Source organism: Sulfitobacter sp. 1A13353 (assembly GCF_043557255.1).
Taxonomy (GTDB): domain Bacteria; phylum Pseudomonadota; class Alphaproteobacteria; order Rhodobacterales; family Rhodobacteraceae; genus Sulfitobacter; species Sulfitobacter faviae.
In genome coordinates, this window is sequence record NZ_JBIFFS010000007.1 from 249,733 (window position 1) to 275,774 (window position 26,042).

23 protein-coding genes and 1 tRNA gene are annotated in these 26,042 nt (G+C 63.5%); 18 read left to right on the forward strand and 6 right to left on the reverse strand.

The genetic code is table 11. The annotated features are described in order from the left end of the window. The first annotated feature begins 22 nt into the window (after window positions 1-22). The 10 genes from ACGYLO_RS17405 (at window position 23) to ccoS (ending at window position 13,057) form a co-directional block, all read left to right on the forward strand. On the forward strand, window positions 23-2,485 hold the full coding sequence (locus ACGYLO_RS17405; RefSeq protein ID WP_271687303.1) for an FAD-dependent oxidoreductase: 2,463 nt from the start codon (window positions 23-25) through the stop codon (window positions 2,483-2,485). 1 nt (window position 2,486) lies between these two features. Beyond that, window positions 2,487-4,934, forward strand: coding sequence for an FAD-dependent oxidoreductase (locus tag ACGYLO_RS17410; RefSeq protein ID WP_271687302.1), 2,448 nt, complete (start codon window positions 2,487-2,489; stop codon window positions 4,932-4,934). 117 nt (window positions 4,935-5,051) lie between these two features. Further along, on the forward strand, window positions 5,052-6,662 hold the full coding sequence (gene ccoN / locus ACGYLO_RS17415) for a cytochrome-c oxidase, cbb3-type subunit I (RefSeq protein ID WP_271687301.1): 1,611 nt from the start codon (window positions 5,052-5,054) through the stop codon (window positions 6,660-6,662). Between the two features lie 5 nt (window positions 6,663-6,667). Further along, entirely contained in the window at window positions 6,668-7,504 is an 837-nt protein-coding gene (gene ccoO / locus ACGYLO_RS17420) for a cytochrome-c oxidase, cbb3-type subunit II (protein WP_271687300.1), read from the forward strand. A gap of 10 nt (window positions 7,505-7,514) precedes the next feature. Next, a complete protein-coding gene (locus tag ACGYLO_RS17425; protein ID WP_136720504.1) occupies window positions 7,515-7,703 on the forward strand; it encodes a cbb3-type cytochrome c oxidase subunit 3 in 189 nt (62 codons plus the stop codon). After that, complete coding sequence (gene ccoP, locus ACGYLO_RS17430; protein ID WP_067262874.1) at window positions 7,700-8,602, forward strand: cytochrome-c oxidase, cbb3-type subunit III; 903 nt, start codon at window positions 7,700-7,702, stop codon at window positions 8,600-8,602. Before ACGYLO_RS17425 ends, ccoP begins: the two co-directional genes overlap by 4 nt. 96 nt (window positions 8,603-8,698) lie before the next feature. After that, a complete protein-coding gene (ccoG, locus tag ACGYLO_RS17435) occupies window positions 8,699-10,288 on the forward strand; it encodes a cytochrome c oxidase accessory protein CcoG (protein ID WP_271687299.1) in 1,590 nt (529 codons plus the stop codon). Next, window positions 10,285-10,758 carry a FixH family protein gene (locus tag ACGYLO_RS17440; RefSeq protein ID WP_271687298.1) on the forward strand — a complete coding sequence of 158 codons (474 nt, stop codon included), beginning with the start codon at window positions 10,285-10,287 and terminating at the stop codon, window positions 10,756-10,758. The genes ccoG and ACGYLO_RS17440 overlap by 4 nt, the downstream gene beginning before the upstream one ends. Continuing rightward, the gene (locus tag ACGYLO_RS17445; protein ID WP_271687297.1) at window positions 10,755-12,875 is read left to right on the forward strand and encodes a heavy metal translocating P-type ATPase; all 2,121 of its coding nucleotides are present in this window, start codon (window positions 10,755-10,757) and stop codon (window positions 12,873-12,875) included. The genes ACGYLO_RS17440 and ACGYLO_RS17445 overlap by 4 nt, the downstream gene beginning before the upstream one ends. Further along, window positions 12,872-13,057 (forward strand): cbb3-type cytochrome oxidase assembly protein CcoS, encoded by a 186-nt coding sequence (ccoS, locus tag ACGYLO_RS17450; RefSeq protein WP_271687296.1) that lies wholly within the window; start codon window positions 12,872-12,874, stop codon window positions 13,055-13,057. Before ACGYLO_RS17445 ends, ccoS begins: the two co-directional genes overlap by 4 nt. 55 nt (window positions 13,058-13,112) lie before the next feature. Here the strand turns inward: ccoS and ACGYLO_RS17455 are convergent, their stop codons facing one another. Further along, window positions 13,113-13,796 carry a helix-turn-helix domain-containing protein gene (locus ACGYLO_RS17455; protein ID WP_271687295.1) on the reverse strand — a complete coding sequence of 228 codons (684 nt, stop codon included), beginning with the start codon at window positions 13,794-13,796 and terminating at the stop codon, window positions 13,113-13,115. Between the two features lie 155 nt (window positions 13,797-13,951). Here ACGYLO_RS17455 and ACGYLO_RS17460 point away from each other — a divergent pair, with 155 nt between their 5' ends. Continuing rightward, entirely contained in the window at window positions 13,952-14,686 is a 735-nt protein-coding gene (locus ACGYLO_RS17460) for a response regulator (RefSeq protein ID WP_271689972.1), read from the forward strand. Here ACGYLO_RS17460 and ACGYLO_RS17465 read toward each other — a convergent pair. From ACGYLO_RS17465 to ACGYLO_RS17485, 5 genes are all read right to left on the reverse strand, one after another. Further along, window positions 14,683-16,212 carry a PAS domain S-box protein gene (locus ACGYLO_RS17465; protein WP_271687294.1) on the reverse strand — a complete coding sequence of 510 codons (1,530 nt, stop codon included), beginning with the start codon at window positions 16,210-16,212 and terminating at the stop codon, window positions 14,683-14,685. The two genes, ACGYLO_RS17460 and ACGYLO_RS17465, sit on opposite strands and share 4 nt — an antisense overlap. Window positions 16,213-16,332: 120 nt before the next feature. Beyond that, complete coding sequence (locus tag ACGYLO_RS17470) at window positions 16,333-16,746, reverse strand: cytochrome c (RefSeq protein WP_271687293.1); 414 nt, start codon at window positions 16,744-16,746, stop codon at window positions 16,333-16,335. Between the two features lie 21 nt (window positions 16,747-16,767). Further along, window positions 16,768-17,622, reverse strand: coding sequence for a universal stress protein (locus ACGYLO_RS17475; protein WP_271687291.1), 855 nt, complete (start codon window positions 17,620-17,622; stop codon window positions 16,768-16,770). 157 nt (window positions 17,623-17,779) lie between these two features. Continuing rightward, entirely contained in the window at window positions 17,780-19,720 is a 1,941-nt protein-coding gene (locus ACGYLO_RS17480) for a TonB-dependent receptor domain-containing protein (RefSeq protein WP_271687290.1), read from the reverse strand. 265 nt (window positions 19,721-19,985) lie between these two features. Continuing rightward, window positions 19,986-20,075 (reverse strand) — tRNA-Ser (locus ACGYLO_RS17485). Between the two features lie 145 nt (window positions 20,076-20,220). Here ACGYLO_RS17485 and ACGYLO_RS17490 point away from each other — a divergent pair. From ACGYLO_RS17490 to proB, 7 genes are all read left to right on the forward strand, one after another. Beyond that, window positions 20,221-21,063 (forward strand): DUF2059 domain-containing protein, encoded by an 843-nt coding sequence (locus tag ACGYLO_RS17490; protein WP_394374184.1) that lies wholly within the window; start codon window positions 20,221-20,223, stop codon window positions 21,061-21,063. Further along, window positions 21,063-21,872: a DUF2059 domain-containing protein gene (locus tag ACGYLO_RS17495; RefSeq protein ID WP_271687289.1), complete on the forward strand. Its 810-nt coding sequence runs from the start codon at window positions 21,063-21,065 to the stop codon at window positions 21,870-21,872. The genes ACGYLO_RS17490 and ACGYLO_RS17495 overlap by 1 nt, the downstream gene beginning before the upstream one ends. 205 nt (window positions 21,873-22,077) lie before the next feature. Continuing rightward, window positions 22,078-22,764 (forward strand): 50S ribosomal protein L21, encoded by a 687-nt coding sequence (locus ACGYLO_RS17500; RefSeq protein WP_067262097.1) that lies wholly within the window; start codon window positions 22,078-22,080, stop codon window positions 22,762-22,764. A gap of 12 nt (window positions 22,765-22,776) precedes the next feature. Next, the gene (gene rpmA / locus ACGYLO_RS17505; protein WP_067262095.1) at window positions 22,777-23,046 is read left to right on the forward strand and encodes a 50S ribosomal protein L27; all 270 of its coding nucleotides are present in this window, start codon (window positions 22,777-22,779) and stop codon (window positions 23,044-23,046) included. A gap of 296 nt (window positions 23,047-23,342) precedes the next feature. After that, a complete protein-coding gene (locus ACGYLO_RS17510) occupies window positions 23,343-23,879 on the forward strand; it encodes a GNAT family N-acetyltransferase (protein WP_067262104.1) in 537 nt (178 codons plus the stop codon). A gap of 30 nt (window positions 23,880-23,909) precedes the next feature. Next, window positions 23,910-24,944, forward strand: a complete 1,035-nt coding sequence (obgE, locus tag ACGYLO_RS17515) for a GTPase ObgE (RefSeq protein WP_271687287.1) — start codon at window positions 23,910-23,912, stop codon at window positions 24,942-24,944. Then, window positions 24,932-26,038, forward strand: coding sequence for a glutamate 5-kinase (proB, locus tag ACGYLO_RS17520; protein WP_271687286.1), 1,107 nt, complete (start codon window positions 24,932-24,934; stop codon window positions 26,036-26,038). The genes obgE and proB overlap by 13 nt, the downstream gene beginning before the upstream one ends. The last annotated feature ends 4 nt before the right edge of the window (window positions 26,039-26,042 follow it).

A 26,042-nucleotide genomic window follows, 5' to 3' on the forward strand; every position in this document is an offset into this window, starting at 1 on the left:
TGCATGGCGATAGGAGGGGCATGTGGCTGATTTTCCGACAACCGCACGGGTGGTGATCATCGGGGGCGGGGTGGTTGGGGTCTCGACCCTATACCACCTTGCCCGCGCGGGCTGGACCGATTGCGTCCTGCTGGAAAAGAATGAACTCACCGCAGGCTCCACTTGGCATGCGGCGGGCAACTGTCCGAACTTCTCGAACTCTTGGGCGGTGATGAACATGCAGCGCTACGGGCTTGAGATGTACCGCGGTTTGGGGGAGGCGGTCGGCTATCCGATCAATTACCATGTGACCGGGGCCCTGCGTCTGGCTCATAGCCGCGAGCGGATGCAGGAGTTCGAACACGTCGCCTCCATGGCCCGCGCGCAGGGGCTGGGGATGGAGATGTGCACCCCTGCCGAATTGAAAGAACACAACCCGTTCATAGAGCTACATGACCTTGCGGGCGGGTTGTGGGACCCCTTGGATGGGGACATCGACCCGGCACAACTGACCCAAGCCCTTGCCAAAGGCGCGCGGGAGGCAGGGGGGCAAATTCACCGCTTTACCCCCGCCACCGGCATAGATCGCGATGGGGGCGAATGGATCGTCCATACCGAAAAGGGCGATATCCGCTGCGAGAAGGTGGTCAACGCTGCCGGCTATTACGCGCAGCGGGTCGGCGAATGGTTCCGCCCCCATGGGGGCCGCCGCGTGCCTGCGGTGGTGATGAGCCATCAGTATTTCCTGACCGAAGACATCCCCGAACTCGCCGCTTGGACCGCCGAGAAGGGCCATAAGATGCCGATGGTCCGCGATGTGGACAGCTCCTATTACTTGCGGCAGGACAAGAACGGTCTGAACCTTGGCCCCTATGAGCGCAACTGCAAAGCGCATTGGATCACCCCCGAGGATCCGATGCCCGAAGATTTCAGCTTTCAGCTCTACCCCGACGATCTGGACCGGTTGGAATGGTATATCGAAGACGCGATGGGGCGGATGCCGCTCTTGGGCCAAAGCGGCGTCGGACGGGTCATCAACGGGCCGATCCCCTATGCGCCCGATGGCCTGCCGATGCTCGGCCCGATGCCGGGCGTCCCGAACGCCTTTGAGGCGCATAGTTTTACCTTCGGGATCGCGCAGGGGGGCGGTGCGGGCAAAGTGATGGCCGAATGGATCACGCAAGGCGAAACGGAGTGGGACATGTGGGATGTCGACCCGCGCCGCTACACCGCCTATGCCGATCACGACTTTACCCTCGCCAAGGCGCTTGAGACCTATGGCCATGAATATGCGATGCATTTCCCGCATTACGCATGGCCCGCCGGGCGCGACAAGAAGCTGTCGCCGCTGCACGACCGGCTGTGCGACGCGGGCGGTCAGATGGGGGCCTACAACGGGTGGGAGCGGGCGAATTGGTTTGCCAAACCCGGTGATGACACCGCCGAGGCCGCGACCCAGACATGGGACCGGGATGGCCCGTGGGCGGCGCGGGTTCGTGAGGAGGTCGCGGCGGTGCGCGACCATGTGGGCGTGCTCGATCTGCCGGGGTTCTCGCGTTTCGCGCTTGCGGGGCCGAGGGCCGCGGAATGGCTGCGGGGGCGGATCGCGGGCGCGCTTCCCAAGGTCGGGCGGATGACGCTGGGCTATTTCCCCGACAGCCGGGGCCGGGTGCTGACCGAGATGTCGATCCTGCGCCATGCAGAGGATGACTTCACCCTGATCACCGCCGCTCCCGCGCAATGGCATGACTATGAATTGCTGCGCGACGCGTTGCCCCAAGACGGGGCGATCAGCCTGACGGATCGAACCGATGCCGTCTCGACCCTGATCCTATGCGGCCCGAAATCCCGCGCCCTGCTGGCGCCGCTGGCCCCGGAGGCCGATCTGGCGCTGCCGTGGCTCAGCCATCAAGAGGCGTCGGTAAAGGGCAAGCCAGCGCTGCTCGCCCGGGTCTGTTTCGCGGGCGAGTTGGGCTGGGAAATCCACGCGGCCCCCGAAGACATGCCGGCGATCTATGATGCGGTCATCGCGGGCGGGGCCACGCCCTTTGGGATGTTCGCGCTCAATTCCATGCGGCTGGAAAAAGGCTACCGGACGTGGAAGGGCGATCTGTCGCAGGAGTATACCTTGCTGGAGGCCGGGTTGGACCGTTTCCTGCGTCTCGACAAGCCGGAGGCATTTCCAGGAAAGGAGGCGCTGATCGCCGAACGGGACGCAGGGCCGCAGCGCCGCTTCGTGACGTTGGTGGTCGGAGGTAACCCGCAAGATGCGCCGCCGATGGCCACGCTGCGCCTGAACGGAGATGCCGTGGGTGAGGTGACCAGCGGCGGCTATGGCTACCGGGTTGATGCCTCCATCGCGCTCGGCGTCGTGCGGGCCGAGGCTGCCGTGCCGGGTACCGAACTTACGGTCGAAATCTATGGTCAGAGCTACCGTGCCACGGTGCAGCCCGACACCCCGCTTTGGGACCGCGAAAACGCACGCATCCGCGCGCAGGAGGTTTGAGATGGGACAGCTGCCTTCCAAGGCCCGCGCGGTGATCATCGGCGGTGGCGTGATCGGCTGTTCGGTCGCCTATCATCTGACGAAACTGGGCTGGACCGATGTGGTTCTGCTGGAGCGCAAACAACTGACCTCGGGCACCACATGGCACGCGGCGGGGCTGATCGCGCAGCTGCGCGCGACGCAGAACATGACGCGGCTGGCGAAATACTCCCAAGAACTCTACGGCGCGCTGGAGGGGGAAACCGGGGTCGCCACCGGGTTCAAGCGCGTGGGCTCGATCACCGCCGCCCTGACGCCTGCGCGGCGTGAGGAGATCTTGCGGCAGGCCGCCATGGCCCGCGCCTTTGGCGTCGAGGTCGAAGAGATCACGCCTGAAGAGGTGCGCGCGAAATACCCCCATGTGGAGACCAAAGGCATGACCGACGCGGTCTATCTGCCGAAAGACGGGCAGGGCGATCCTGCAAATATCGCGCTGGCCTTGGCCAAGGGCGCCCGGGCGCGCGGTGCGGTGGTGGCCGAGCGGGTCAAGGCGACGGGGGTCACCCGCGCGGGGCGTCGGATCACGGCGGTGGACTGGGCCGGGGAGGATGGCAGCACGGGCCGGATCGAGGCCGAACATGTCATCAATTGCGCGGGCATGTGGGGGCGCGAGCTGGGCCGGATGCTGGGCAGCAACGTGCCCCTGCAAGCTTGTGAGCATTTCTATATCGTCACCGAGGCCGTCCCGGGCTTGCACGAGTTGCCGGTGCTGCGCATCCCCGATGAATACGCCTATTACAAAGAGGATGCAGGGAAGATCCTGCTTGGCGCCTTCGAACCCATCGCCAAACCTTGGGCGCTGGACGGCATCCCCGAGAGCTTCGAGTTCGATCAATTGCCCGAAGATTTCGACCATTTCGAGCCGATTCTCGAGATGGCGGTCAAACGGCTGCCGCTGCTGGCGGAGGCGGGGATTCATACCTTTTTCAACGGCCCCGAAAGCTTCACCCCCGACGATGCCTATCACCTCGGCCAAGCGCCCGAGATGGACAATGTCTGGGTCGCCGCCGGGTTCAACTCCATCGGCATCCAATCGGCAGGCGGCGCGGGGATGGCGCTGGCGCAGTGGATGGAGGACGGGCAGAAACCCTTTGATCTGGGTGACGTGGACATTGCGCGGATGCAGCCCTTTCAGGGCAACAAGACCTATCTGGCAACACGCTCGACCGAGACGCTGGGGCTGCTCTATGCGGATCACTTCCCCTACCGTCAAAAGGCCACCGCGCGGGGCATTAGGCGCAGCCCGCTCCATGCGCATCTGCTGGAGCATGGCGCGGTCATGGGCGAATTCGCAGGCTGGGAGCGGGCCAATTGGTTTGCCGATCCCGGGCAAACGCGCGAGTATCGCTATAGCTGGGGCCGGCAGAATTGGTTCGGCAATCAAGCCGCCGAACATGCCGCCATCCGCGCGGGCGTGGGGCTTTACGATATGTCGTCTTTCGGCAAAATCCGCGTCGAGGGGCCAGAGGCCGAGGCTTTCATGAACCACGTCTGCGGCGCGCAGATGGCGGTGCCGGTGGGCAAGATCGTCTATACCCAGTTCCTCAACCCTCGGGGCGGGATCGAGGCGGATGTCACCGTAACCCGGCTGAGCGAGACCGCCTATCTCGTCGTCACTCCGGTGGCGACGCGGCTGGCGGATGAGACATGGCTGCGCCGCCATGCTGGCGACCGGATGGTGGTGATCACCGATGTGACGGCGGGTGAGGCGGTGCTCGCGATTATGGGGCCGAAGGCGCGGGACGTGTTGCAGGCCGTTTCCCCCATTGACTTCTCAAATGACACCCATCCTTTTGGCATGGCGCGCGAAATCGAGATCGGCATGGGCCTCGCCCGGGCGCATCGGGTGTCCTATGTGGGCGAACTGGGCTGGGAGCTTTACGTCAGCGCCGAGATGGCAGGTCATGTTTTTGAGGCGCTGATGGAAGCGGGCGCGGCCTTTGGCCTGAAACTTTGCGGTCTGCACGCGATGGACAGTTGCCGGATCGAAAAGGGCTTTCGCCACTTCGGCCATGACATCACTTGCGAAGACCATGTGCTGGAGGCGGGCTTGGGCTTTGCGGTGAAGACCGACAAGCCCGATTTCATCGGTCGCGACGCGGTGCTGCGCAAAAAGGAAGAGGGGCTGAAGCTGCGGATGCTGCAATTCCGTCTGACGGACCCCGAGCCATTGCTCTACCACGCTGAACCGATCCTACGGGAGGGGGCCATCGTGGGCTATCTCACCTCCGGCACCTATGGCCACCACTTGGGCGGAGCGATCGGGCTGGGCTATGTGCCCTGCGCGGGCGAAAGCCCCGCCGATCTGCTGGCCTCGACCTATGAGATCGACGTGGCGGGCCGCCGGATCAAGGCCGAGGCCAGTTTGAAACCGATGTATGACCCCAGCGGGGCGCGGTCCAAAAGCTAGGCCGTCGCCTTAGAAAAAACGCGCCCTTCGCAGGCTTATCGCCCGGCTTTGACATAGATCAAAGCGGCGGCTTGGGGCCCATGCGATCCGTCTCCCAAAGATGAAGGGATTCGGAATATGTTCGATACGCTCAAGTTGATCGTGCTTGCGCTTATAGTGTTCTTTGCAGCACTCGGGGCGGATTGGGCGCGCGATCCGGCTTATATGGTTCACGCCCTGCTGGTCATGTTGGTGGCCGCAGGGTTGTTTTTTTGGCAGTTGCGCCGGATGCCTGTCGAGGACGCGGCGCCGGTCGCGCCTGCGCCGCCGCAGGGCTATATGGATGGCCCCATTCGCTATGGCGTCATCGCCACCGCCTTTTGGGGTGTGGTTGGGTTTCTGGTGGGCACCTTCATCGCCTTCCAACTGGCCTTTCCTGCGCTGAACATCGACTGGGCGCAGCCCTATGCGAACTTTGGCCGCCTGCGCCCGCTGCACACCAGCGCGGTGATCTTCGCCTTTGGCGGCAACGCCCTGATCGCCACGTCTTTCTACATCGTGCAGCGCACCTCTTCGGCGCGGCTCTGGGGTGGGAACGCAGCTTGGTTCGTCTTTTGGGGCTATCAGCTTTTCATCGTTCTGGCGGCCACGGGCTATCTGCTCGGCGCGACCCAGTCCAAGGAATATGCTGAGCCGGAATGGTACGTCGACATCTGGCTCACCATCGTCTGGCTGGTCTACCTCGCCGTATTCTTTGGCACGATCTTGAAGCGGCGTGAGCGGCATATCTATGTCGCCAACTGGTTCTTTCTGGCCTTCATCATCACCGTGGCCATGCTGCATGTGGTCAATAACCTCGCCATCCCGGTGTCGATCTGGGGCTCCAAATCAGTGCAGGTCTTTGCGGGCGTGCAGGATGCGATGACGCAATGGTGGTACGGCCACAACGCGGTGGGCTTCTTCCTGACGGCGGGTTTCCTTGGCATGATGTATTACTTCGTGCCGAAACAGGCGGGCCGCCCGGTCTATAGCTACAAGCTGTCGATCATCCACTTCTGGGCGCTGATCTTTCTGTATATCTGGGCCGGTCCGCACCACTTGCATTACACCGCCTTGCCCGATTGGGCGGCGACGCTGGGGATGGTGTTCTCGATCATCCTGTGGATGCCAAGCTGGGGCGGCATGATCAACGGGCTGATGACGCTCGAAGGGGCGTGGGACAAGATCCGCACCGATCCGATTATCCGCATGTTCGTGGCCTCGCTCGCCTTCTACGGGATGTCGACCTTCGAGGGGCCAATGATGTCGATCCGCGCGGTGAACAGCCTTAGCCACTACACCGATTGGACCATCGGGCACGTGCATTCCGGCGCGCTTGGCTGGAACGGGCTTATCACCTTTGGCGCGCTCTACTTCCTGACCCCGCGGCTCTGGGGCCGGGCGCAGATGCACTCCATGGCGGCGATCAACCTGCATTTCTGGCTCGCGACCCTTGGGATCGTGCTCTACGCCGCGTCGATGTGGGTCTCGGGCATTATGGAGGGGCTGATGTGGCGCGAGGTCGATGCCAATGGCTTCCTTGTCAACAGCTTTGCCGACACCGTCGAAGCGAAATTCCTGATGTATGTGGTCCGTGGTCTGGGCGGGGTTCTCTACCTCGCGGGCGGTGCGGTGATGGTCTGGAACATGTGGATGACCATCCGCGCCCCGCAAGCCCGCCCCGTCACCGTCGCCCTGCCAGCGGAGTAAGATCAATGGCCAAGAACCCCCACAGCCCTAATTATGACCCCGCTGACGACCCCAAGGTGGTCACCGCCAGCGAAGGCTTGAAGAAGGGCAAAATTCCCAACGAACTGCCGCCCGAGACGGAGGCGATCACCTTTCACCAGCGGTTCGAGCGCAACGCGACACTGCTGTTGATCGCCTCGCTCGGGGTGGTGAGCATCGGCGGGATCGTCGAAATCGCGCCGCTCTTTTGGTTGGAGAACACCATCGAAGAGGTCGAGGGCATGCGCCCCTATTCGCCGCTGGAATTGGCGGGGCGCGAGATCTATGTGCGCGAGGGCTGCTATGTCTGCCATAGCCAGATGATCCGTCCGATGCGCGACGAGACGGAGCGTTATGGCCACTACAGCCTCGCCGCCGAATCCATGTACGACCACCCGTTTCAATGGGGCTCCAAACGCACCGGGCCGGATCTGGCGCGCGTGGGCGGGCGCTATTCGGATGAGTGGCATGTCGATCACCTGATGGACCCGCAATCGGTGGTGCCGGAAAGCGTCATGCCGAAATACGCGTTTCTGATGGACGCCAAACTTGAGCCTGAGGATGTGACCGATCTGGTCGCCACCCACCGCACGGTCGGCGTGCCCTATAGCGATGAGATGATCGCGAATGTCCGTGGCGACTTCCGGGTGCAGGTTGACCCTTTTGGCGATTACGACGGGCTGCTGGAACGCTACCCCGGTGCGCAGGTGCGCAACTTCGACGGCCGGCCGGGCGTGAGCGAGATGGATGCCCTGATCGCCTATTTGCAAATGCTCGGAACGCTGGTCGATTTCTCGACCTTCGTGCCTGACGCCAGCCGCTAAGGAGGCCGCAATGGACACCTATTCTTTCCTGCGTGAACTGGCTGATAGCTGGGCGCTCTTGATCCTGACGCTGATCTTTCTGGGCGTTATTGCTTGGGCCTTTCGCCCCGGCTCGCGCGCCCTGCACGACGATGCCGCCGCCGTCCCGTTTCGCAACGACGACCCCGATCAAGCCCGCAATGACGGAGCCCGCACATGACCGATAAACGCAAGATCGACCCCGCCACCGGGACCGAGACCACAGGTCACAGTTGGGACGGGATCGAAGAGCTGAACACGCCGCTGCCGCGTTGGTGGCTCTGGACCTTCTATGCCACCGTCGTCTGGGGCGTGATCTATACCATCCTTTATCCCGCCTGGCCGATGGTCTCTGGCGCGACGGCGGGGCTGCTCGGCTATTCCACCCGTGGCGAGGTCGCTGCCGAGATTGCGCGTGTGGACCTGTCGAATGCCGACTTGACCGAAAGTCTCGTCAACGTCGATCTGGCGGTGCTGAAGGACAACGAAGAGCTGCACCGTTTCGCGACACAGGCCGGGCGCTCGGTCTTTGCGGCAAATTGCTCGCAATGCCACGGCGCGGGGGCAGGGGGTGTGGTGGCCTCGGGCTATCCCAACCTTCTGGACGATGACTGGCTCTGGGGCGGCACGATGGAGGATATCGCCTATACCGTGCGCCACGGCATCCGCAACGAGGATGACCCCGACGCGCGTTTCTCGGAAATGCCGCCGTTTGATTGGATGGAGGAGGCCGAGCTCGACGCCACCGTGCATTTCGTGCGCAGCCTTTCGGGGCTTGAGCATGACGCAGGCGCAGCGCTAGCGGGGGCAGAGGTCTATGCTGACAACTGTAGCGCCTGCCATGGGGAGCGTGGCCTTGGTGACCGTGAGATGGGCGCGCCCAACCTTGCCGATGCGATCTGGCTGCGCGGCGGCAGCCATGAGGCGATCCTGCGGCAGCTCAAAGCGCCGCGCATGGGGGTGATGCCGCCGTGGCAGGCCCGTCTGGGCGAGGCCGAGGTGCGCGCCGTGACCGCCTATGTCCACGGTCTGGGCGGCGGCGAGGCTGCAGTCGATGCCGAGGGCGCTGCCGCCGACTAAACCGGTACGACAAATAATCTGCGGATTGATGCAGATCAAAGCGGCCTGCGCCCTAGGGGTGTAGGCCGCAAGACGTAACACCGGAGCCTACTGCCCATGTCCAACGCCGCCCCCCCGCTTTTCGCCGCCCGCGAGCCGATTTTCCCCCGCCGGGTCAGCGGATTCTTTCGGCGGTTGAAATGGGTGATCCTGATCCTCACGCTGGGGGTCTATTACATCACCCCGTGGATCCGCTGGGACCGGGGGCCGAACCTGCCGGACCAAGCGGTTCTGGTCGATCTCGCAAACCGGCGTTTCCATTTCTTCTGGATCGAGATTTGGCCGCATGAATTCTACTTCGTGGCCGGGCTGCTGATCATGGCGGGGCTGGGGCTGTTCCTGTTTACCTCCGCTCTGGGGCGGGTCTGGTGTGGCTATGCCTGCCCGCAGACCGTCTGGTCCGATCTTTTCATGACTGTGGAGCGCTGGATCGAAGGCGACCGCAACGCGCGCATCCGCCTGCACAACGCAGCTTGGAGCCTGCGCAAGGCGCGGCTGCGGGGGGCAAAATGGCTGGTCTGGCTGCTGATCGCGGTGGCGACGGGCGGGGCTTGGGTCTTTTACTTTGCCGATGCGCCCAGTCTGGCGCGCGACCTCGTGACCCTGCAGGCCGCCCCCGTGGCCTATGCCACCATCGCCGTGCTGACGGCCACGACCTTCATCTTTGGCGGTTTCATGCGCGAACAGGTCTGCATCTACATGTGCCCTTGGCCCCGTATCCAAGGCGCGATGATGGACCCCGGCACGCTGACCGTTGGCTACCGCAAATGGCGGGGCGAGCCGCGCGGCAAGGGCGGGGTAAAGCGCCAGAAAGCGGCGGCAGAGGCGATCGGCAGCGGTGATGCGGTGGCCCGCTATGGTGCGGCGCTCGACAAAAACACCGCGGGCGACCGCCAGTCGCGCGACGGCGAGGTTTTGGGCGATTGCATTGATTGCAACGCCTGTGTCGCGGTCTGCCCGATGGGGATCGACATTCGCGAAGGCCAGCAGATGGAATGTATCACCTGCGCGCTCTGTATCGATGCCTGCGACGATGTGATGGCCAAGATTGGCCGCCCGCGCGGGCTGATCGACTATCTCGCGCTGGATGATGAGCCGCCCACCGCGCCCAAGGAAAGCGCCGCCGTGGCGGGCTTTGCGGAAGCGCCTGCCGGTGACGTCGCCGGGGCCACTGCGCCGCCCTGGCAGCCCAAGCCGCTTTGGCAGCATGTCTTCCGCCCGCGCACCCTGATCTATACCGCCGCTTGGGCCGCCATCGGTGTGGCGCTTGTCGTGGCGCTCTTCATCCGGCCCGAGATCGACATGACCGTGGCGCCGGTGCGCAATCCGACCTTCGTCACCCTCTCGGACGGGTCGATCCGCAACGCCTATGACATCCGTCTGCGCAACAAACATGGTGAGGCACGGGATTTCCGGCTGTCTCTCGCCGGAGACCGTGGTTTGGACCTCAGCGTCGAGGGGGCTGCGGGTCCGGTGGTCTCCGTGCCCGCCGACACCACCCGCCTGCAACGGGTCTATGTGATCGCCCCGCCGCAGAGTGACGCCGCCATCGCGCCGCGCAGCGATCTGCGGTTCTGGGTCGAAGACGTCCGCTCGGGCGAGCGGGCCTTTGGTGACACGATTTTCAATGGAAAGGACAGCCAATGACCGCAGCGCAATTGCAACGGGGGCGCCCCCTGACAGGCTGGCATGTGCTGGCGATCTTTGTGGGCGGGTTTTCGATCATCATCGCGGTGAACCTCGCGCTCGCTTTCAATGCGGTGCGCACTTTCCCGGGCAAGGAAACCGAATCGAGCTACGTCGCCTCGCAGAATTTTGACAGCGACCGCGCGGCGCAGGAAGCGCTCGGCTGGGCGGTGCAGACCGAGTTGTCGGGGGAGGCGCTCCGCTTGGCGGTGCAGGATGCCAATGGCGTGGTGCAGCCCGAGATCATCGCGGCGACATTGGGCCGGGCGACCACCGTGGCGGATGACATGACGCCCGACTTCGCCTGGGATGGCCGCGCGTGGACCGCACCGGTCACCGCAGGCCCCGGCAACTGGAACCTGCGGATCGAGATGCGCGCCGCCGATGGCACGCTCTTTCGCCGCCGCATTCCCTTGCGGGTGACACGATGACCGTGGCCGCCTGTCCGGGCTGTGTCGCAGGCGCCCCCTCGGCCGAGGCCGCGGCGCGGCGCATCGCGGAGAACGACAAGGCCATCCATCTCGCCCTGCCGCAGATCCGCTGCGCGGCCTGTATCGCGGGGGTCGAGGGGGTTTTGGCCCGCTTGCCCTCGGTCAAAGCCGCGCGGGTGAACCTCGGGGCCAAACGGGTGCGGATCGTGCTGAGCCCCGGGTATGACGCCAGCGCCGCGCTTCAGGCGTTGAACGACGCGGGCTTCGAGGCGCATGAGCTGGACGCGACCGCCCTGCGGCCTGCGGGGGATGACACGGGCCGCCGTCTGCTGGCCCGCGCCGCCGTGGCGGGCTTTGCCATGATGAACGTGATGGCAGTCTCCGTCGCGGTCTGGTCCGGGGCGGGCGATATCACGCGCGAGATGTTTCACTGGGTCTCTGCGGCCATCGCGCTGCCTGCCTTGGCCTTTTCGGCGGTGCCCTTCTTTGCCTCGGCATCGGTCGCCCTGCGGGCTGGGCGGATGAATATGGATGTGCCGATTGCGCTGGCGATCCTGCTGGCGGCGGCGACCTCGCTTTATGAAACTTTCGCCGCCACCGGGGCGCATACTTGGTTCGATGCGGCGCTCTCGCTGACCTTTTTCCTGCTGGTGGGCCGCTATCTTGAGCATCGCGCGCGGGCCACGGCACGTTCCGCCGCGGCGGAGTTGACGGCGCTGGAACTGCCCCGCGCGACGCGCCTGACCGCCACGGGGCGTGAGACGGTGGACGTCAGCGCCTTGGTGCCCGATGACCGCATCGCCCTTGCCGCCGGGGCGCGCGCGCCGGTGGATGGCATCGCCTTGGGCGCGGTGATGGTGGACCGCTCCGCCCTGACCGGAGAGGCCGACCCCGTCCCGGTGGCGGCGGGCGGGCCGATCTGCGCGGGCGAGGTGATCCTTGGCACGCCGCTGACTCTAAGGGTCACCCGCCGGGCAGAGGACAGCACCCTGCGCCGCATCGCGGCTTTGGTCGAGGTCGCCGAGACCGGCAAACACCGCTACAGCGGGATCGCCGACCGCGCGGCGCGGCTCTATGCGCCGGTGGTGCATGGGCTGGCGGCGCTGGCTTTTGTGGTCTGGTGGGCGCTGACCGGGGACCTTTATCACGCGATTGCCGTGGCCACGGCGACGCTGATCATCACATGCCCCTGCGCGTTGGCGCTGGCCATTCCGGCGGTGACGGCGGCGATGACCGGGCGTTTGTTCCGCGCGGGTGTGTTGCTGAAATCCCCCACGGCGTTGGAGCGTTTGGCCGAGATCGACACGGTTCTCTTCGACAAGACCGGCACGTTGACCGAAGGCGTTGCGCGGCTGTCCGCGCTTGATGCAGAGGTGGCATCGGTCGCGCTTGCCCTCGCGCAGGCGTCTGACCACCCCGCCTCGCGCGCCTTGGCGGCGGCGTTGCAGGGGCAGATGCCCGCCGATCTGCACGACCTGCAAGAGGTGCCGGGCGAGGGCGTCTGCGGCCTGTGGCACGGGGCGCGGGTCTCATTGCGTCGCGGGCTGGAGGGACCGGAACTGCATCTGGCGGACCGCTCTATTCCCTTGCCTCTGTCCGAGACCCCCCGCGCCGGGGCGGCGGAAGTCGTCAGCGCCCTGCGCGGGCGTGGGATGGAGGTGGCGATGGTCACCGGCGATACCGCGCAGCGTGCAGAAGCGTTGGCCGAAACCCTCGGGATCGCCAAGGTTCATGCCGCCGTTCGGCCCGAGGATAAGGCCGGTCTGGTCCGCGACATGGCTGCGCGGGGCAGGCGGGTGCTCATGGTGGGCGACGGGCTGAATGACACGGCGGCGCTTGCCGGGGCGCATGCCTCTCTCGCGCCCGCCACGGCGCTGGATGCCGCGCGGGTCGCCTCGGACGGGGTGATGCTGGGCGGTGATCTTTCGGCGGTCGCCGATACCCTGCGGCTGGCCCGTCGGGCCCGCAGCCGCATTCGCCAGAACCTCGGGCTGGCCGCCGCCTATAACGCGGTCGCGATCCCGGTGGCGGTCATGGGCTTCGCCACCCCGCTGATGGCGGCGGCGGTGATGTCTTCCTCATCCATCCTCGTGGTTTTGAATGCGGTGCGCCGATGAATATCCTGATCGTTCTCATCCCCGTCTCCGTCTGTCTTGGCGCGGCAGGGCTTGCGGCCTGTCTCTGGACGCTGCGCAACGGGCAATATGATGACCTTGAAGGAGACGCGGCGCGGATTTTGCTGGAGAATGGCGCGCCTAATGGTGACACCCAACAGCGCGATACCGAAGAGCCGACCTAGAAACGCAAAACGCGGGCCGTGGCCCGCGCTTTCTTAGCTCAATGAAAGCCTGCCGTCAGTCGGCGGCCTGAGAGGCCGAGATCAGCGCGTCCATATCCTTGATCAGCACGGTCTGAGAGGTCTCAAGCGCAATGATATCCTGCTTGCGCAGGCGGGTCAGGGTGCGGCTCACCGTCTCAATCGTCAGGCCGAGGAAATCCGCGATGTCGCTGCGGGTCATCGGCAGGGCGCAGGTGGTGTAGCTGCCGATCGGCCTGCCGGTGCGCTCCGCCAGCGTGATGAGGAAGGAGGCAACCTTTTCCAGCGCGGATTTGCGGGCCAGCATCATGAAGTGATCCTGCATCGCCGAAATCTCACGCAGGGCGGCGTTCAACAGCCGTTTATGCGTCTCGTGATCCCCCTCGAAATCGTCGAGCGCATGGCGGCGGTGGGCGATTACCTCTGCCGTCTGGATCGCCTCGCAATCGCTGTGATGCAGCGCGCCATTGGGAAAGCCGATGATGTCGCCCGGCAGGCCAAAGGCGATGACCTGCCGCCGCCCGTTGTCGAGCACGCGGGTCAGGCGAAAGACGCCCGAGGTGATCTCATAGATATGGTTGGCGATATCGCCCTCGCGAAACAGATGGCTGCCGACCGCCTGCCGCTTGCGCGGCGATTGCGCGGCGGGGGTGCGAGAGCAAAGCTGCGCCTCGGGCACTTTGGTTGCGGGGGTGAACTCATTGGATAGCGTCACGTACATGCGATCGTCCTTTCTGCGGCGCGGTCACATTCTCAAGCGCATGTCGCAGAACGACCTGTGGTCTTGTATCCGTTTGTAACGCTTTGTCGCAGGGGATGGCGTGGCGGGTGGTGCTCGCTTGGGTTGCGGACTATACAAACGCAACTTTTGGGGTGATGGGCGTGGCCGCGAAGAAGATCCTTGTTGTTGATGACGATGCCAAGATCCGGACGCTTCTGAGGCGCTGTCTTGAAAGCGACGGCTACCTTGTGACCGAGGCTCATGACGCGCAGAGCGTGCGCGCGGCCTTCGCGGCGGAGGCTTTCGATCTGGTGACTTTGGATCTGAACCTTGGCGCGGAGGACGGGCTGGACATCGCGCGCGACCTTCGCCGCGATCATGACGTGCCGATCTTCATGGTGACGGGCAAGGACGATGTGATTGACCGTGTTGTCGGGTTGGAACTGGGCGCGGATGACTATCTGACCAAACCCTTCCATGTACGAGAGGTCTTGGCCCGTGTGAAATCCGTCCTGCGGCGCAGCGGCAAGCGCGAGGCAGAGGCGCCCGCACCGCGAAGCGCCGACCCGTGGCTTGCGCTTGATGGGCTGAAGATCAACCTCGACCGGATGCTGCTGGTGGGCCGTGACGGGCAGGAGGGGGATCTGACCACGGCTGATTTCAAACTCTTGGCCGCCTTCGTGAACCACGCGAAAAAGCCCTTGTCGCGCGACCGGTTGATGGATCTGATCGACGGGCAGAATTGGGCGCCTCTGGACCGCACCATCGACAACCAAGTGGCGCGGCTGCGCAAGAAGGTCGAGCGTGATCCGGCGCGTCCGCTGTTGATCAAAACGGTGCGCGGGGTGGGTTATGTGCTGACCGAAAGCCCCACCGCCACCTCGGGTTAGTCCCGTAACAAGGCGCGAAACGCTTCGGCCAGATCCGCTTGCCTGTAGGGTTTGCGCAGGAGGGCGAAGGCGTGGCTCTCTTCCTCGCCGCGCAGGACGTTTTCGGAAAAGCCCGAGGTGATCAATATCCGCAGATCGGGCATTTCCGCCGCGACCCGTTTGGCCAGCGCATGGCCCGACAACTCCCCCGGCATCACCAGATCAGTAAAGACCACATCGATGTCGTCGCGGTCTTGCAGGATGTCCCATGCCGCATCGCCGGTGGTTGCCGTGACGCAGTCGAACCCGAGCGACTCCAGCCGTCGCTCCGACAGGCGCAGGACCATAGGGTCATCCTCAACCAGCAGCACGCGCAGGCCGGTGCCGATCCCGGCGTGCGGCTCTGGCGCGTCGCTGGAGGCCGTCCGCGTGCTGGTGCCGTCCACGAGGGCGGGGAAATAGAGGCTGATCGTCGTGCCCTTGCCCAATTCGCTGTAGATCGCGATATGCCCGCCGGATTGCTTGATGAAACCGTATACCATCGACAGGCCCAGCCCCGTGCCTTGGCCGACCGGTTTGGTCGAAAAGAACGGCTCCATCGCGCGGGTGCGGGTCTCAGCAGACATGCCTTCGCCCGTGTCCGCGATCGACAGGCGGATGTAGTTGCCCATGTCGATGCCGATTTCTTGTGCGACATAGGTGTCGTCGAGCTGCATGTTGCGCGTTTCCAGCGTGATTTTCCCGCCGGAGGGCATGGCGTCTTGGGCATTGAGCGCGATGTTCAAAACGGCAGTCTGAAGCTGGGTGGCATCCACCTTGGTCTGCCAAAGGTCCTCGGCAAAGCCCGTCTCGACCGCGATATGCGCGCCGATGGTGCGTTTGAGCATCGCCACGGCTTTTGAGACTTCGGCGTTGAGGTCGATCTCCGCCGCGTTCAACGTGGTCTTGCGGGCAAAGACCATCAGGCGTGAGGTGAGATCGGCGCCGATCTCTGCCGCCTCCAACGCGTCCGAGATCAGCGCGCCGCTTTTGGCCGAGGTTTCCGACATCTCCAGCAGTTCCAGATTGCCGATCACGACCGTCAGAAGGTTGTTAAAATCATGCGCGATGCCGCCGGTCATCTGGCCGATGGCGTCCATCCGTTGCGAGCGGGCGGTGGCCTCCTCGGCGGCTTTTCGACGCGACAGATCGTGCATGATGCCGACAAAGGCGACCTCGCCCGAGATATCGGCGCGGCCCACGGAAAGATGCAGCGGGAAGATACTGCCATCGGCGCGCAGCCCTTCCACGTCGCGGCCCACGCCGATGATGCGTTTCTCTCCGGTCTCGAGATGGTGGCGCAGAAAACCGTCATGTTGAACGGCCATATCCCCGGGCATCAGCATGCGCACGTTCTGCCCTACCAAATCCTCGACCGGATGGCCGAAGAGCGTGGCCGCCGCTTTGTTCACCCGCAGGATATTGCCCGCGTGATCCGCCACCACCATGGCATCGACGGCGGCGTCCAGAAGGGCCAGCAGAACGGGGCTTTCGTCGTTGATCTTCATGCGAGGGTTCCGTCTGTAGGGGCTGCGGGGCAGGGCATCCGATAGCGTGAGAGGGGGCGGGGGCGCAATGTAGTGCGATGCGTCACGTGTCCGAGGACTGCGTCCTCGACCACGCCGGTCCTACCACTGGATCGCTTCCAAATAGTCGAGCAGATTGGCGAAATCGGTTTCCAGCACCTCCCCATCCGCGCCACCATTGGGATAGACGTGGCGCAGACCCACCGCGGAAAAGTCCGGCATGGGTGAGGCGGGGTCGTCTTTTGCAAGCTGTCCCATGACGAAGCGGCTGACAAACTCGCGCGGGAAGTAGCCGTCGTTGCGCTGTTTCAGCCCGGCCAAATCCGGCGGCACCACATCCAGATGCAAGGACATCGGACCGCCGCCTTCGCCCTGCGCCCCGTGGCAGGCGGCGCATTCCTTGGCATAGACCCGCTGCCCCGCGCGCACCCGGTCGGTGTCGTCAGAGGACCCCTCCGAACAGGCGGAGAGGAGGGCGCAGGATAGCCCGGCGAGGGCAGCGAGGTGAGGGCGCATAGGGGGTCCTTTCGATGGGCGTTAGTGCGACAGAAGCACAGGAAAGGCGCTTTGTTCAATCAGGCTGCGGGTCGTGCCGCCAAAAACCATCTCGCGCAGGCGGGAGTGGTCATAGGCGCCCATGACAATCAGATCGGCCCCGGTTTCTTTGGCGCGTTTCAGGATGGCGGTGCCAATGTCCGCGCCTCCGCTGGCATATTGCTGCACCGCAACGTTGCAGCCTTGGTGGGTCAGCCAAGCGGCGACATCGGTGCCGGGGTTTTCCCCATCATAGGCCGAGATCGAGATTGGATCGAAAAGCGCCACCGTTACCTCCCGCGCATTGCGCAGGATTGGCAGAGCGGCGCGGATCGCCCGCGTGGCGGGAATGCCCGCTTTCCATGCGACGAAGACCGATTGTGGGGTCAAAGCCACCTTAGCTTGCGCGGTGTTGAGCAAAACGGGCGCGGCGGACTCAAAAAGGGCGGCATGGACGATGTCCTCAAGCAGGCGTTTGTCCTCGCGCAGGTCCGTGCCGATAAGCACCGCGTCACAGGTCAGCCCCGCCCGCGCCACCGTGTTGCGCAGGGCGGAGGCATCGCCGCAGACCGCGCGCACATCCGCGCTGGCGCCTTGATCGGTGAGATACTGGGAAAATTCCGCGCGCTGTTTTTCGACCGCCTCGCGGGCCGCGTCCACATCCGCCTGCCAGCCTGCCGGGAGGGAATAGGTGCTGAGTTCGCCCACCCCCATCGAATAGACCGGGACGGCAGGGGTTTCGCTGAGCAGAAGAACGATCAGATGGGTGCCCTGGGTCTGCGCCTCGCGGGCGAGGGCCTCAAGCTGATTGGGCCGGGCATCGACCCCCAGAACGGCTGTGATGGTTGCATTTTGCATGGCGACGCTCCTCATGTGACCACGGCCATTATGGGGCGGGCCGGAGCGGCTGCATTGATCTGGATCAAGCGGGAGGAGGACTGCGGAAAGAACCGTAGGCGGCATGCGCCGGAAAAGGGTATCGCCCCCGCGCAAAGGGGGGCGATACCTGCGTCAGTTAAAAGCTGATCGACGCGGTCAGGCTGACAGTGCGGCCCGGTTCGGTCAAGGGCACCACATTGGCAAGCCCAAGCCCATCGGAACTGCGGCTTGCATAGGTCGCGTCGAACAGGTTCTGCACGTCCATGCGCACGTTCAGGTTCTCCATCCGCCGCGGTTTGTATTCCGCGTAGAGATTGACCACCTCATAGCCGTCGAGCGACACATCGGTATCGTCGTTCTCCAAGGCGATCTGCGCGGTCGCGCCAATGCGCCATTCCTCGGTCACGTCATAGCCCGCTTCGAAGCCAAAGATATGGCCGACCGGACGGCCAAGGTAATAGGCGGTCGTGGCGGTTGTCGCGTCGTTGGTTTGCACATCGGCATAGGTGTAGTTCAAGGTCGCGAAGCCGCGTGCGCCGGTATAGGTGACCGACCCGTCGAAGCCGCGCGATGTCAGATCGTCCACAGCACCGCGTGCACCGCTCGAGGGCAGAACGGCGTTGATGTCTTCGATCTCAGTGTCGAAGAGCGCGCCTTTGACCGCCCAAGGGCCGCTGTCGTAACGCAGGCCCAAACGCACAGCATTGGCGCGCGAGGTGGTGAAGCCGTCATAATTCCACGGGGTGCGGAAGTTGACCAATGCGGCCTCGCCCAACTCATAACCGCCCCAGCTGGAGGCGGCCCCTGCGTTGAGGGTCCATTGATCGTTCAAGACGTAATCGACCGAGCCGTTGACGCTGGCGCCGCTGGCGTCGAAATCGCTCCCATCGGCGCCTTCGAAGGACGCCCAGTCGTAGCGCCCGCCGTAGGATACGGAGATGCGGTCCGACAGATCCTGCCGCGCTTGGGCGAAGATACCGATGTTGCTAAGCTCTTCGCGGCCGCTCGAGCTGCGCGGGCTGACCGTGTTGTCATAGCCTTCGGCGCTTTCGTCAAAGAAATCGACACCGACATTGACGCTGCCGTTGCGGAGCGTGAAGTCGTTGCTGAGCACACCGCTGAGGCTTTTGTTCACACCATAAAGCGAGCCTACGTCCATCGCCTGCTCGTTGTAGCTGAGCTGCGCATAGGGCGCCCAGATGCCCGAGGGATTCTCATCCTCATAGGTCAGCGTATAGGAGGTGCGCTGCGACAGCGCTTCATAAAGCACCGTGTCGCGCCCGATCACATCGGCAAAGTCGGGGCGGATGAAGCCACCCTGAGACGCGCGCAGGCCATTGTCGGTTGTCTCAGAAGCAGAGAAGCTCAGACGTTTCCCGCTTTGCGAGGTATAGGCGAATTTCGCGATATAGTCGGTTAGGTCCGCCCGCGTGCCCGTGATGGTGCTGCCCGAGCCGTCATCATAATCGTCGCCCGTCGCCCGGGTGCCGCTCAGCAAATATTCGAAACCGTCGTTCTGCCCGAAGAGGGTCAGGTTGTTGCGGAACCCTTGGCCATTGCTGCCATAGGACAGCGTGTAGCGGCCCCCAAAGGGATCATCCCCGTCCAACAGGTCGCGGGCGTCTTTGGTGGTATAGGCGATAGAGCCCGCCAGCGCGTTTGGCCCCTGATCCGCGGGGGCAAGCCCCGCGCTGACCTCAACGGATTTCAGCAAGGCCGGATCCAGCAGAACGTTGCCGGTATGGTGGAAGGCCGATTTGTTCTGACGCGCGCCATCGATGGTGACGGAAAGCAGGCTTTCCTCGATCCCGTTCACATAGACCTTCTGCGCGATCGGCGCGCCGCCGCTGGCGGTGATCGCGGATTCGCCGGCAAAGACATCAGCCACGGTCGCCGGGTTGCGCTGTTCGATTTCGGTTTCGGTGATCTCGTCATTGCCCAAAACAGCCTGAGCGGCTGAGGTCTGAATGCGCAGCACACCGAGATCGAAGGCGGTGTCGTCTTGCGCGTAAGCGAGAGTGGCGGTCGAGCACATCAGCCAAGAGAGCGCGACGCGCTTGGCGGTAGTGGTTTTCATTTTATTGTCCCTTGTAGAAATCCTTGGCTGGCTGGGACTCATGAAACCGCTTGCTTGCTCTGCGCGGATAGTTGCGACAATCCGCCGAAATGTTCAAGGCGCGGATTTGGTTAAAGCGGGAGAGGGGCGGCTGCGGCGTTGGATTTCTACGCGGGTGCCTGATCTTTAAGCAGATCGGTTTGGAGGACGGCGACGTCGCCCCTTGCGCGGCGACTAACCTGGGTCTTTGTATCGGGGGAAATAAGCACCACGATCAAGGCGTTAGTGGCGGAGAGACAGGGATTCGAACCCTGGGAACCCGTGAAGGCTCAACGGTTTTCGAGACCGCCCCGTTCGACCACTCCGGCACCTCTCCGCGGGGGTCTGGGGGGTCCGTTTAGTCGCCTTTTCCAGCAGTGGCAAGAGGGGTTTTGCGCATCAATTGAAAGTTTGGGGATTTTCATTGCGCCGAGGCTGGTAGAGCCTAAGTTTACAGGCAGAATTCTGCGAAAGGACCGCCCATGTTTCGCCAAAACCGAATGATTGCAGCCCCCTTTGTCATGGCGTTGATGCTGCTCGTCGCGCTTGCCCTGCCGCTGCGGGCGGCGGATCGCGGCGCGTTGGAGCGGTTTTTGGAAGTGACCGGCTTTGACGTGGCGTTGGAGAGCATTCGCCTGTCCGCCGATTCCGCGCCTGAGATGTTGGGGCTGCAAAGCGAGGATTTCGGCTCAGAGTGGTCGCGGCTGGTGCGCGATGTCTTTGACACCGAGTTGATGCACGACATGGCGATGGATATCCTTGCCGAGACGCTCAGCGATGACCTGTTGGATCATGCCGCCGGATTCTATGCCTCCGATCTGGGCCAGCGTTTGGTGGCGGTCGAGAACAAAGCGCATATGGCTGAGGATGACGGGCTGAAGGCCGAGAGCGGTGCCGCCATCATCGCGGGGCTTGAGCGGATCGGCTCCCCCCGGTTGGAGACCCTGCGGCGCTTGAACGTGGCCAGCGATGTCGAGGAAATCTCGGTCCGGGCCATTCAAGAAGTGCAGATTCGCTTCCTTCTGGCCGCTGCGGGCGCCGGGGTGATCGAATTGCAGATGGAAGAGCCGGACCTGCGCGAGGCGATGCGGGCGCAGGCGGATGAGCTGGGCGCGCAGATCGCCGCCAATGCATTGGCCAATGCTGCCTATACCTATCAATCCTTCTCGGACGAAGACCTTGCCGCCTATGCCGAGGCGTTGGAACATCCCAAGATGCAGCAGGTCTATACACTGATGAACGCCGTCCAATATGAGATCATGGCCAACCGGTTCGAGGCCGTGGCGGCACGGCTTGCGGCCATGCAGCCCAGTCAGGACATCTGATGCGGGCTTGGGTTTTTGCGCCGCTTTTGTGGCTTCTGGCGTTGCCCGCTTGGGCCGATGCGCGGATGACCGTGCTGGTCGATCTGTTGGAGCTTCGGCAGGCGGCGGTGATCCTCAGCGACGAAGGGCAGGCCCATGCGGAGGTGCTGAACCAAGACATGCTGGGCGGGCAGGGCGGCCCAGCCTGGCAGATGCAGGTCGAAAGCATCCACGATTCTGAACGTATGGTCGAAATGGTTCGCCGCGCCTTAGAAGAGACGATGACGGCGGAGGAGGTCGAAAAGGCCATCGCCTTCTATTCCACCGAACTGGGACGTCGGATTGTGGGGCTGGAGAATGCCGCCCGCGCCGCCATCGCCGAGCCTGAGATCGAGCAGATCGCGCGGGCCAACTATGGGGTGCTGGCGGGGGACGGTGATACCCGGGTGGCTTTGATCCGCCAGTTGATCGACGCTTCCGATATGATCGACCGCAATGTTGGCACGGCGCTCAACAGCAATTTCCAATTCCTACGCGGCATGCGCGATGGCGGCGCGCTGGAGGACAGTGACGAAGACCTCTTGGCCGATGTTGGCGCCGATCTGGATGCGGTGACCGAAGACACCTCCGTCTGGTTGCACGCCTATATGCTGCTGGCCTATCACCCCTTGAGCAAGGCCGAAATCGCGCAATATGCGGCCTTTGCCGAGACACCGGCGGGCCGGGCGCTCAATCGCGGGCTTTTCGACGGATTCGGTCGGGCCTATGAGGATATCTCCTACGGGCTGGGGCGCGCATTGGCGCTGAACATGGTGGCCGAAAGCCTCTGACAGGCCCAAGGGGCAGGGCCAAGAAAACCTACTTGACTTGCCCCGCCATTCCGAAGATAAGCCCGCATCCCGGCGGGTAATCCGTTTTCGGGATTGTTTTTTAATGACGCCCCATGGGCGCGCTGTTCGAGGCGGATCGGCCGGAAAGCCATCCACAAACTCCCAAGCGGGGCCACAGAACGCGGATGACAGAAAAGGAAGACGCATGTTTGCGGTCATCAAGACAGGCGGCAAGCAATACAAGGTTCAAGCAGGCGATATGCTGCGCGTTGAACGTATTGCGGCCAATGCTGGCGAAACGGTCCAGTTCAACGAAGTTCTGATGCTGGGCGGCGACAGCCCCGTGCTCGGCGCGCCCACGGTCAAAGACGCAGGCGTTCAGGCCGAAGTCGTCGATCAGATCAAAGGCGAAAAGGTCATCAACTTCGTCAAGCGCCGCCGGAAGCACTCTTCCAAGCGCACCAAGGGTCACCGTCAGAAGCTGACGCTGGTCAAGATTACCGACATCCTCGCCTCCGGCGCAGAGAAGTCGGGCGTGTCCGAAGCTGTCGGCACCGGTTCCGTAAGCGCCGCCGCCGTGGCTGCCATCACCGGCAAGACCGATGAGGCTGCTCAGATCAAGAAGGCCAAGAAGGCGAAAGCCACCAAGGCCGCTCCGAAAGCCGAGAAAGCCGACCAGATGTCGGAAGCCGGCGCGGACGACCTGAAGGCGCTGAGCGGCGTTGGCCCCGCACTTGAGAAAAAGCTGCACGAAGCGGGCATCACCTCCTTCGCTCAAATCGCAGCATGGACCGAAGCGGATATCGCTGAAGTTGACGAGAAACTGTCTTTCAAAGGCCGTATCCAGCGTGAAGGCTGGGTCGAACAGGCCAAAGAAAAGACCAAAGGCTAAGGAGAGACCGAGATGGCACATAAAAAAGCAGGCGGTTCATCCCGTAACGGGCGCGACTCAGCTGGTCGTCGCCTTGGCGTGAAAAAATACGGCGGCGAAGCCGTCATCCCCGGCAACATCATCGTGCGTCAGCGCGGCACCAAGTTTTGGCCTGCCGAAGGCGTTGGCATGGGCAAGGATCACACGATCTTTGCAACCGTCGACGGCGCTGTGACCTTCCACAAAGGTCTGAAAAACCGCACGTTCATTTCGGTTCTGCCACGCGCGGAGGCCGCTGAATAAGCCGTACCCCAAAGGGTTTGAAAAAATCAGGGATCGGCGATACCGCCGGTCCCTTTTTCTTTTTCGGAAAGACCCCCGATGTTTTTATTTTCCAGTTCAGGGCCCATTGGCCTGGCGGGCCGTTTCTCCGCTCTTTGCGGACCGCGGCTGAATTTTGATAAAGTCGTTACATTCGGCAGGGAGGAATATGTCGAATGTGTCAACGCCTCGGCGCGCGGGTTACGCGCGATCGGGGCAGGGGCGGCCCGTCTGGCCAAAGGCCCCCAATCCAGTCTGTTCGGAGGAGGAACATGACGATGCAGTTGGAAGCGATTGTGAACCAACCCCTTATTGAGACAGAGCGGTTTGACCTGCGCCCGGTGCGCCGGTCCGACATGGGCATGATTGAGATGTATGCCAGCGACCCGCGGGTCGCCAACGCGACATCCTCGATCCCGCATCCACTGCCGCCCGGCAGTGTCGAGGCCTATGTCACCCGCGCCATGTCCGATGACCGTGAAGAAGACGTCTGGGTCATGGATGGCACCCGCGCGGACAGTTCCGAAGTGATGGGCGTGATCTCCCTCACCCGGCTGGATCGCAACCAATCCGAAATCGGCTATTGGGTGGCACCGGCGTTCTGGAACACGCATCTTGCCTCTGACGCGGTGCAGGCTTTGGTAAACGCCAACCCCTTGGGCAATGACGCGCTTTTTGCCTCTGTTTTCCATGACAACCCGGCGTCGGCCAAGGTGCTGACCAATGCGGGTTTTGTCTATCTCGGCGACGCGGAAACCTATTGCTTGGCCCGCGATGCTGCCGTACCCACATGGACCTATAGCCGCAAGCTGTAGCTCCGTTTCCCGTGCCTGAAAGGCAAGACCATGAAGTTTCTCGACCTGTGCAAAGTCTACATCCGATCCGGCGCCGGGGGCGGCGGCTGTGTGTCGTTCCGGCGTGAGAAATATATCGAATATGGCGGCCCGGATGGCGGCGATGGCGGCACCGGCGGCTCGGTCTGGGCCGAGGCGGTCGATGGGCTGAACACGCTGATCGACTTTCGCTATCAGCAACACTTCTTTGCCAAGAACGGCCAGCCCGGCATGGGCAAACAGCGCACCGGTAAGGACGGTGAGGATATCATCCTGCGGGTGCCCGTGGGCACGGAGATCCTCGACGAGGATCAGGAGACCGTCATCGCCGATCTGACCGAGCTTGGCCAGCGCGTGCAGCTTGCGCGCGGCGGCAATGGCGGCTGGGGCAACCTGCACTTCAAATCCGCGACCAACCAAGCCCCCCGCCGCTCGAACCCCGGGCAGGAAGGGGTTGAGCGGACGCTTTGGCTGCGGCTCAAGCTGATCGCCGACGTCGGCTTGCTGGGCCTGCCCAACGCGGGCAAGTCGACCTTCCTTGCAAGCACGTCGAACGCGCGGCCTAAGATTGCCGATTACCCGTTCACCACGTTGCACCCAAACCTTGGCGTGGTCGGTGTCGATAACACTGAATTCGTGGTGGCGGATATTCCCGGCCTCATCGAAGGCGCCTCCGAGGGGCGGGGTCTGGGCGATCTTTTCCTTGGCCACGTCGAGCGTTGTGCGGTGTTGTTGCACCTCATCGATGGCACCTCCGAAACCGTGGCGGAGGATTACCACACCATCATCGGAGAGCTGGAAGCCTATGGTGGCGATCTGGCTGAAAAGCCGCGTGTCACTGTGTTGAACAAAGTTGATGCACTGGATGAGGAAGAGCGCGCAAGCCGTTTGACAGAATTGGAAAAAGCTTCCGGCGGCAGCGTGATGATGATGTCCAGTGTGGCTGGCGAAGGCGTGACGGAAGTATTGCGCACCCTGCGCCAGAACATCGACGAAGACCGCCTGCGTTTCCGCAGCACCGAGGAAGAGACACCTTGGCAACCCTAAGCACCGCCCGCCGCGTCGTCATCAAGATCGGCTCCGCCCTTCTGGTGGACCGCGATAGCGGCAATCTGCGCCGAGACTGGCTGACCGGATTGGCGCAAGATGTCTTATGGCTCAAGGGCTTGGGCTGCGATGTTGTGCTGGTATCGTCTGGCTCCATCGCGCTTGGCCGGGGTGTTCTGGGCCTCCCGCCGACCGTCTTGGCGCTGGAACAGGCGCAGGCCGCCGCGGCGGTGGGGCAAATCCGCCTGGCCCGGGCTTATGAAGAGGTGCTGGCCCCCCATGGCATCACCACGGCGCAGGTTCTGGTAACGTTGGAGGACAGCGCCAACCGCCGGCGCTACCTCAACAGCCGCGCGACCTTGGAGCAGCTGCTCTCGCTCGGCGTCGTGCCCATCGTAAATGAGAATGACACGATCGCGACTGATGAAATCCGCTTTGGCGACAATGACCGTCTCGCCGCGCAGATTGCGGTGACGGTGGGCGCGGATCAGTTGATTTTGCTCTCCGATGTGGATGGTTTCTACAGTGCCAACCCCTCACAGGACCCGACCGCGAAACGTTACGATGTGATCGAGAGCATCACGCCCGAGATCGAGGCGATGGCCGGTGATGCCGGGTCGGGCCTGTCCAAAGGTGGCATGAAAACCAAGCTGATGGCCGCGCGGACGGCGACAACGGCGGGCTGTGCGATGGCGATCACCGATGGGTTCGTCATGCGCCCGCTCACCGCGCTCGAAGGTGGGGCAAATGCCACTTGGTTCAGCGCGCAGAGCGATCCACAGGCCGCGCGCAAGCGCTGGATTGCCGCGATGAAGCCGCGCGGGGCGGTGACCTTGGACGCCGGAGCCGTGGCGGCTTTGGCGCGGGGCACGTCCCTCTTGCCGGCCGGGGTGACCGCCGTTGAGGGGCGTTTTGAGCGGGGCGATAGCATCGCCATGTATGACCCCGCCGGTCACGCGGTGGGCCATGGTCTCAGCCGCTATTCGGCGGAGGAGATCGGGCAAATCAAGGGCCACAAGAGCGCTGAGATCGAGGCGCTTTTGGGCTATCCCGGGCGGGCGGCTTTGATCCATCGGGACGATATGGCGCTTTAGGCGA

Excerpts from the sequence above, each read along its gene's own strand:
- ACGYLO_RS17410 (WP_271687302.1), top strand. The coding sequence starts at position 2,487 with ATGGGACAGCTGCCTTCCAAGGCCCGCGCGGTGATCATCGGCGGTGGC.
- ccoN (WP_271687301.1), top strand. The coding sequence starts at position 5,052 with ATGTTCGATACGCTCAAGTTGATCGTGCTTGCGCTTATAGTGTTCTTT.
- ccoO (WP_271687300.1), top strand. The coding sequence starts at position 6,668 with ATGGCCAAGAACCCCCACAGCCCTAATTATGACCCCGCTGACGACCCC.
- ACGYLO_RS17425 (WP_136720504.1), top strand. The coding sequence starts at position 7,515 with ATGGACACCTATTCTTTCCTGCGTGAACTGGCTGATAGCTGGGCGCTC.
- ccoP (WP_067262874.1), top strand. The coding sequence starts at position 7,700 with ATGACCGATAAACGCAAGATCGACCCCGCCACCGGGACCGAGACCACA.
- ccoG (WP_271687299.1), top strand. The coding sequence starts at position 8,699 with ATGTCCAACGCCGCCCCCCCGCTTTTCGCCGCCCGCGAGCCGATTTTC.
- ACGYLO_RS17440 (WP_271687298.1), top strand. The coding sequence starts at position 10,285 with ATGACCGCAGCGCAATTGCAACGGGGGCGCCCCCTGACAGGCTGGCAT.
- ACGYLO_RS17445 (WP_271687297.1), top strand. The coding sequence starts at position 10,755 with ATGACCGTGGCCGCCTGTCCGGGCTGTGTCGCAGGCGCCCCCTCGGCC.
- ccoS (WP_271687296.1), top strand. The coding sequence starts at position 12,872 with ATGAATATCCTGATCGTTCTCATCCCCGTCTCCGTCTGTCTTGGCGCG.
- ACGYLO_RS17455 (WP_271687295.1), bottom strand. The coding sequence starts at position 13,796 with ATGTACGTGACGCTATCCAATGAGTTCACCCCCGCAACCAAAGTGCCC.
- ACGYLO_RS17460 (WP_271689972.1), top strand. The coding sequence starts at position 13,952 with ATGGGCGTGGCCGCGAAGAAGATCCTTGTTGTTGATGACGATGCCAAG.
- ACGYLO_RS17465 (WP_271687294.1), bottom strand. The coding sequence starts at position 16,212 with ATGAAGATCAACGACGAAAGCCCCGTTCTGCTGGCCCTTCTGGACGCC.
- ACGYLO_RS17470 (WP_271687293.1), bottom strand. The coding sequence starts at position 16,746 with ATGCGCCCTCACCTCGCTGCCCTCGCCGGGCTATCCTGCGCCCTCCTC.
- ACGYLO_RS17475 (WP_271687291.1), bottom strand. The coding sequence starts at position 17,622 with ATGCAAAATGCAACCATCACAGCCGTTCTGGGGGTCGATGCCCGGCCC.
- ACGYLO_RS17480 (WP_271687290.1), bottom strand. The coding sequence starts at position 19,720 with ATGAAAACCACTACCGCCAAGCGCGTCGCGCTCTCTTGGCTGATGTGC.
- ACGYLO_RS17490 (WP_394374184.1), top strand. The coding sequence starts at position 20,221 with ATGTTTCGCCAAAACCGAATGATTGCAGCCCCCTTTGTCATGGCGTTG.
- ACGYLO_RS17495 (WP_271687289.1), top strand. The coding sequence starts at position 21,063 with ATGCGGGCTTGGGTTTTTGCGCCGCTTTTGTGGCTTCTGGCGTTGCCC.
- ACGYLO_RS17500 (WP_067262097.1), top strand. The coding sequence starts at position 22,078 with ATGTTTGCGGTCATCAAGACAGGCGGCAAGCAATACAAGGTTCAAGCA.
- rpmA (WP_067262095.1), top strand. The coding sequence starts at position 22,777 with ATGGCACATAAAAAAGCAGGCGGTTCATCCCGTAACGGGCGCGACTCA.
- ACGYLO_RS17510 (WP_067262104.1), top strand. The coding sequence starts at position 23,343 with ATGCAGTTGGAAGCGATTGTGAACCAACCCCTTATTGAGACAGAGCGG.
- obgE (WP_271687287.1), top strand. The coding sequence starts at position 23,910 with ATGAAGTTTCTCGACCTGTGCAAAGTCTACATCCGATCCGGCGCCGGG.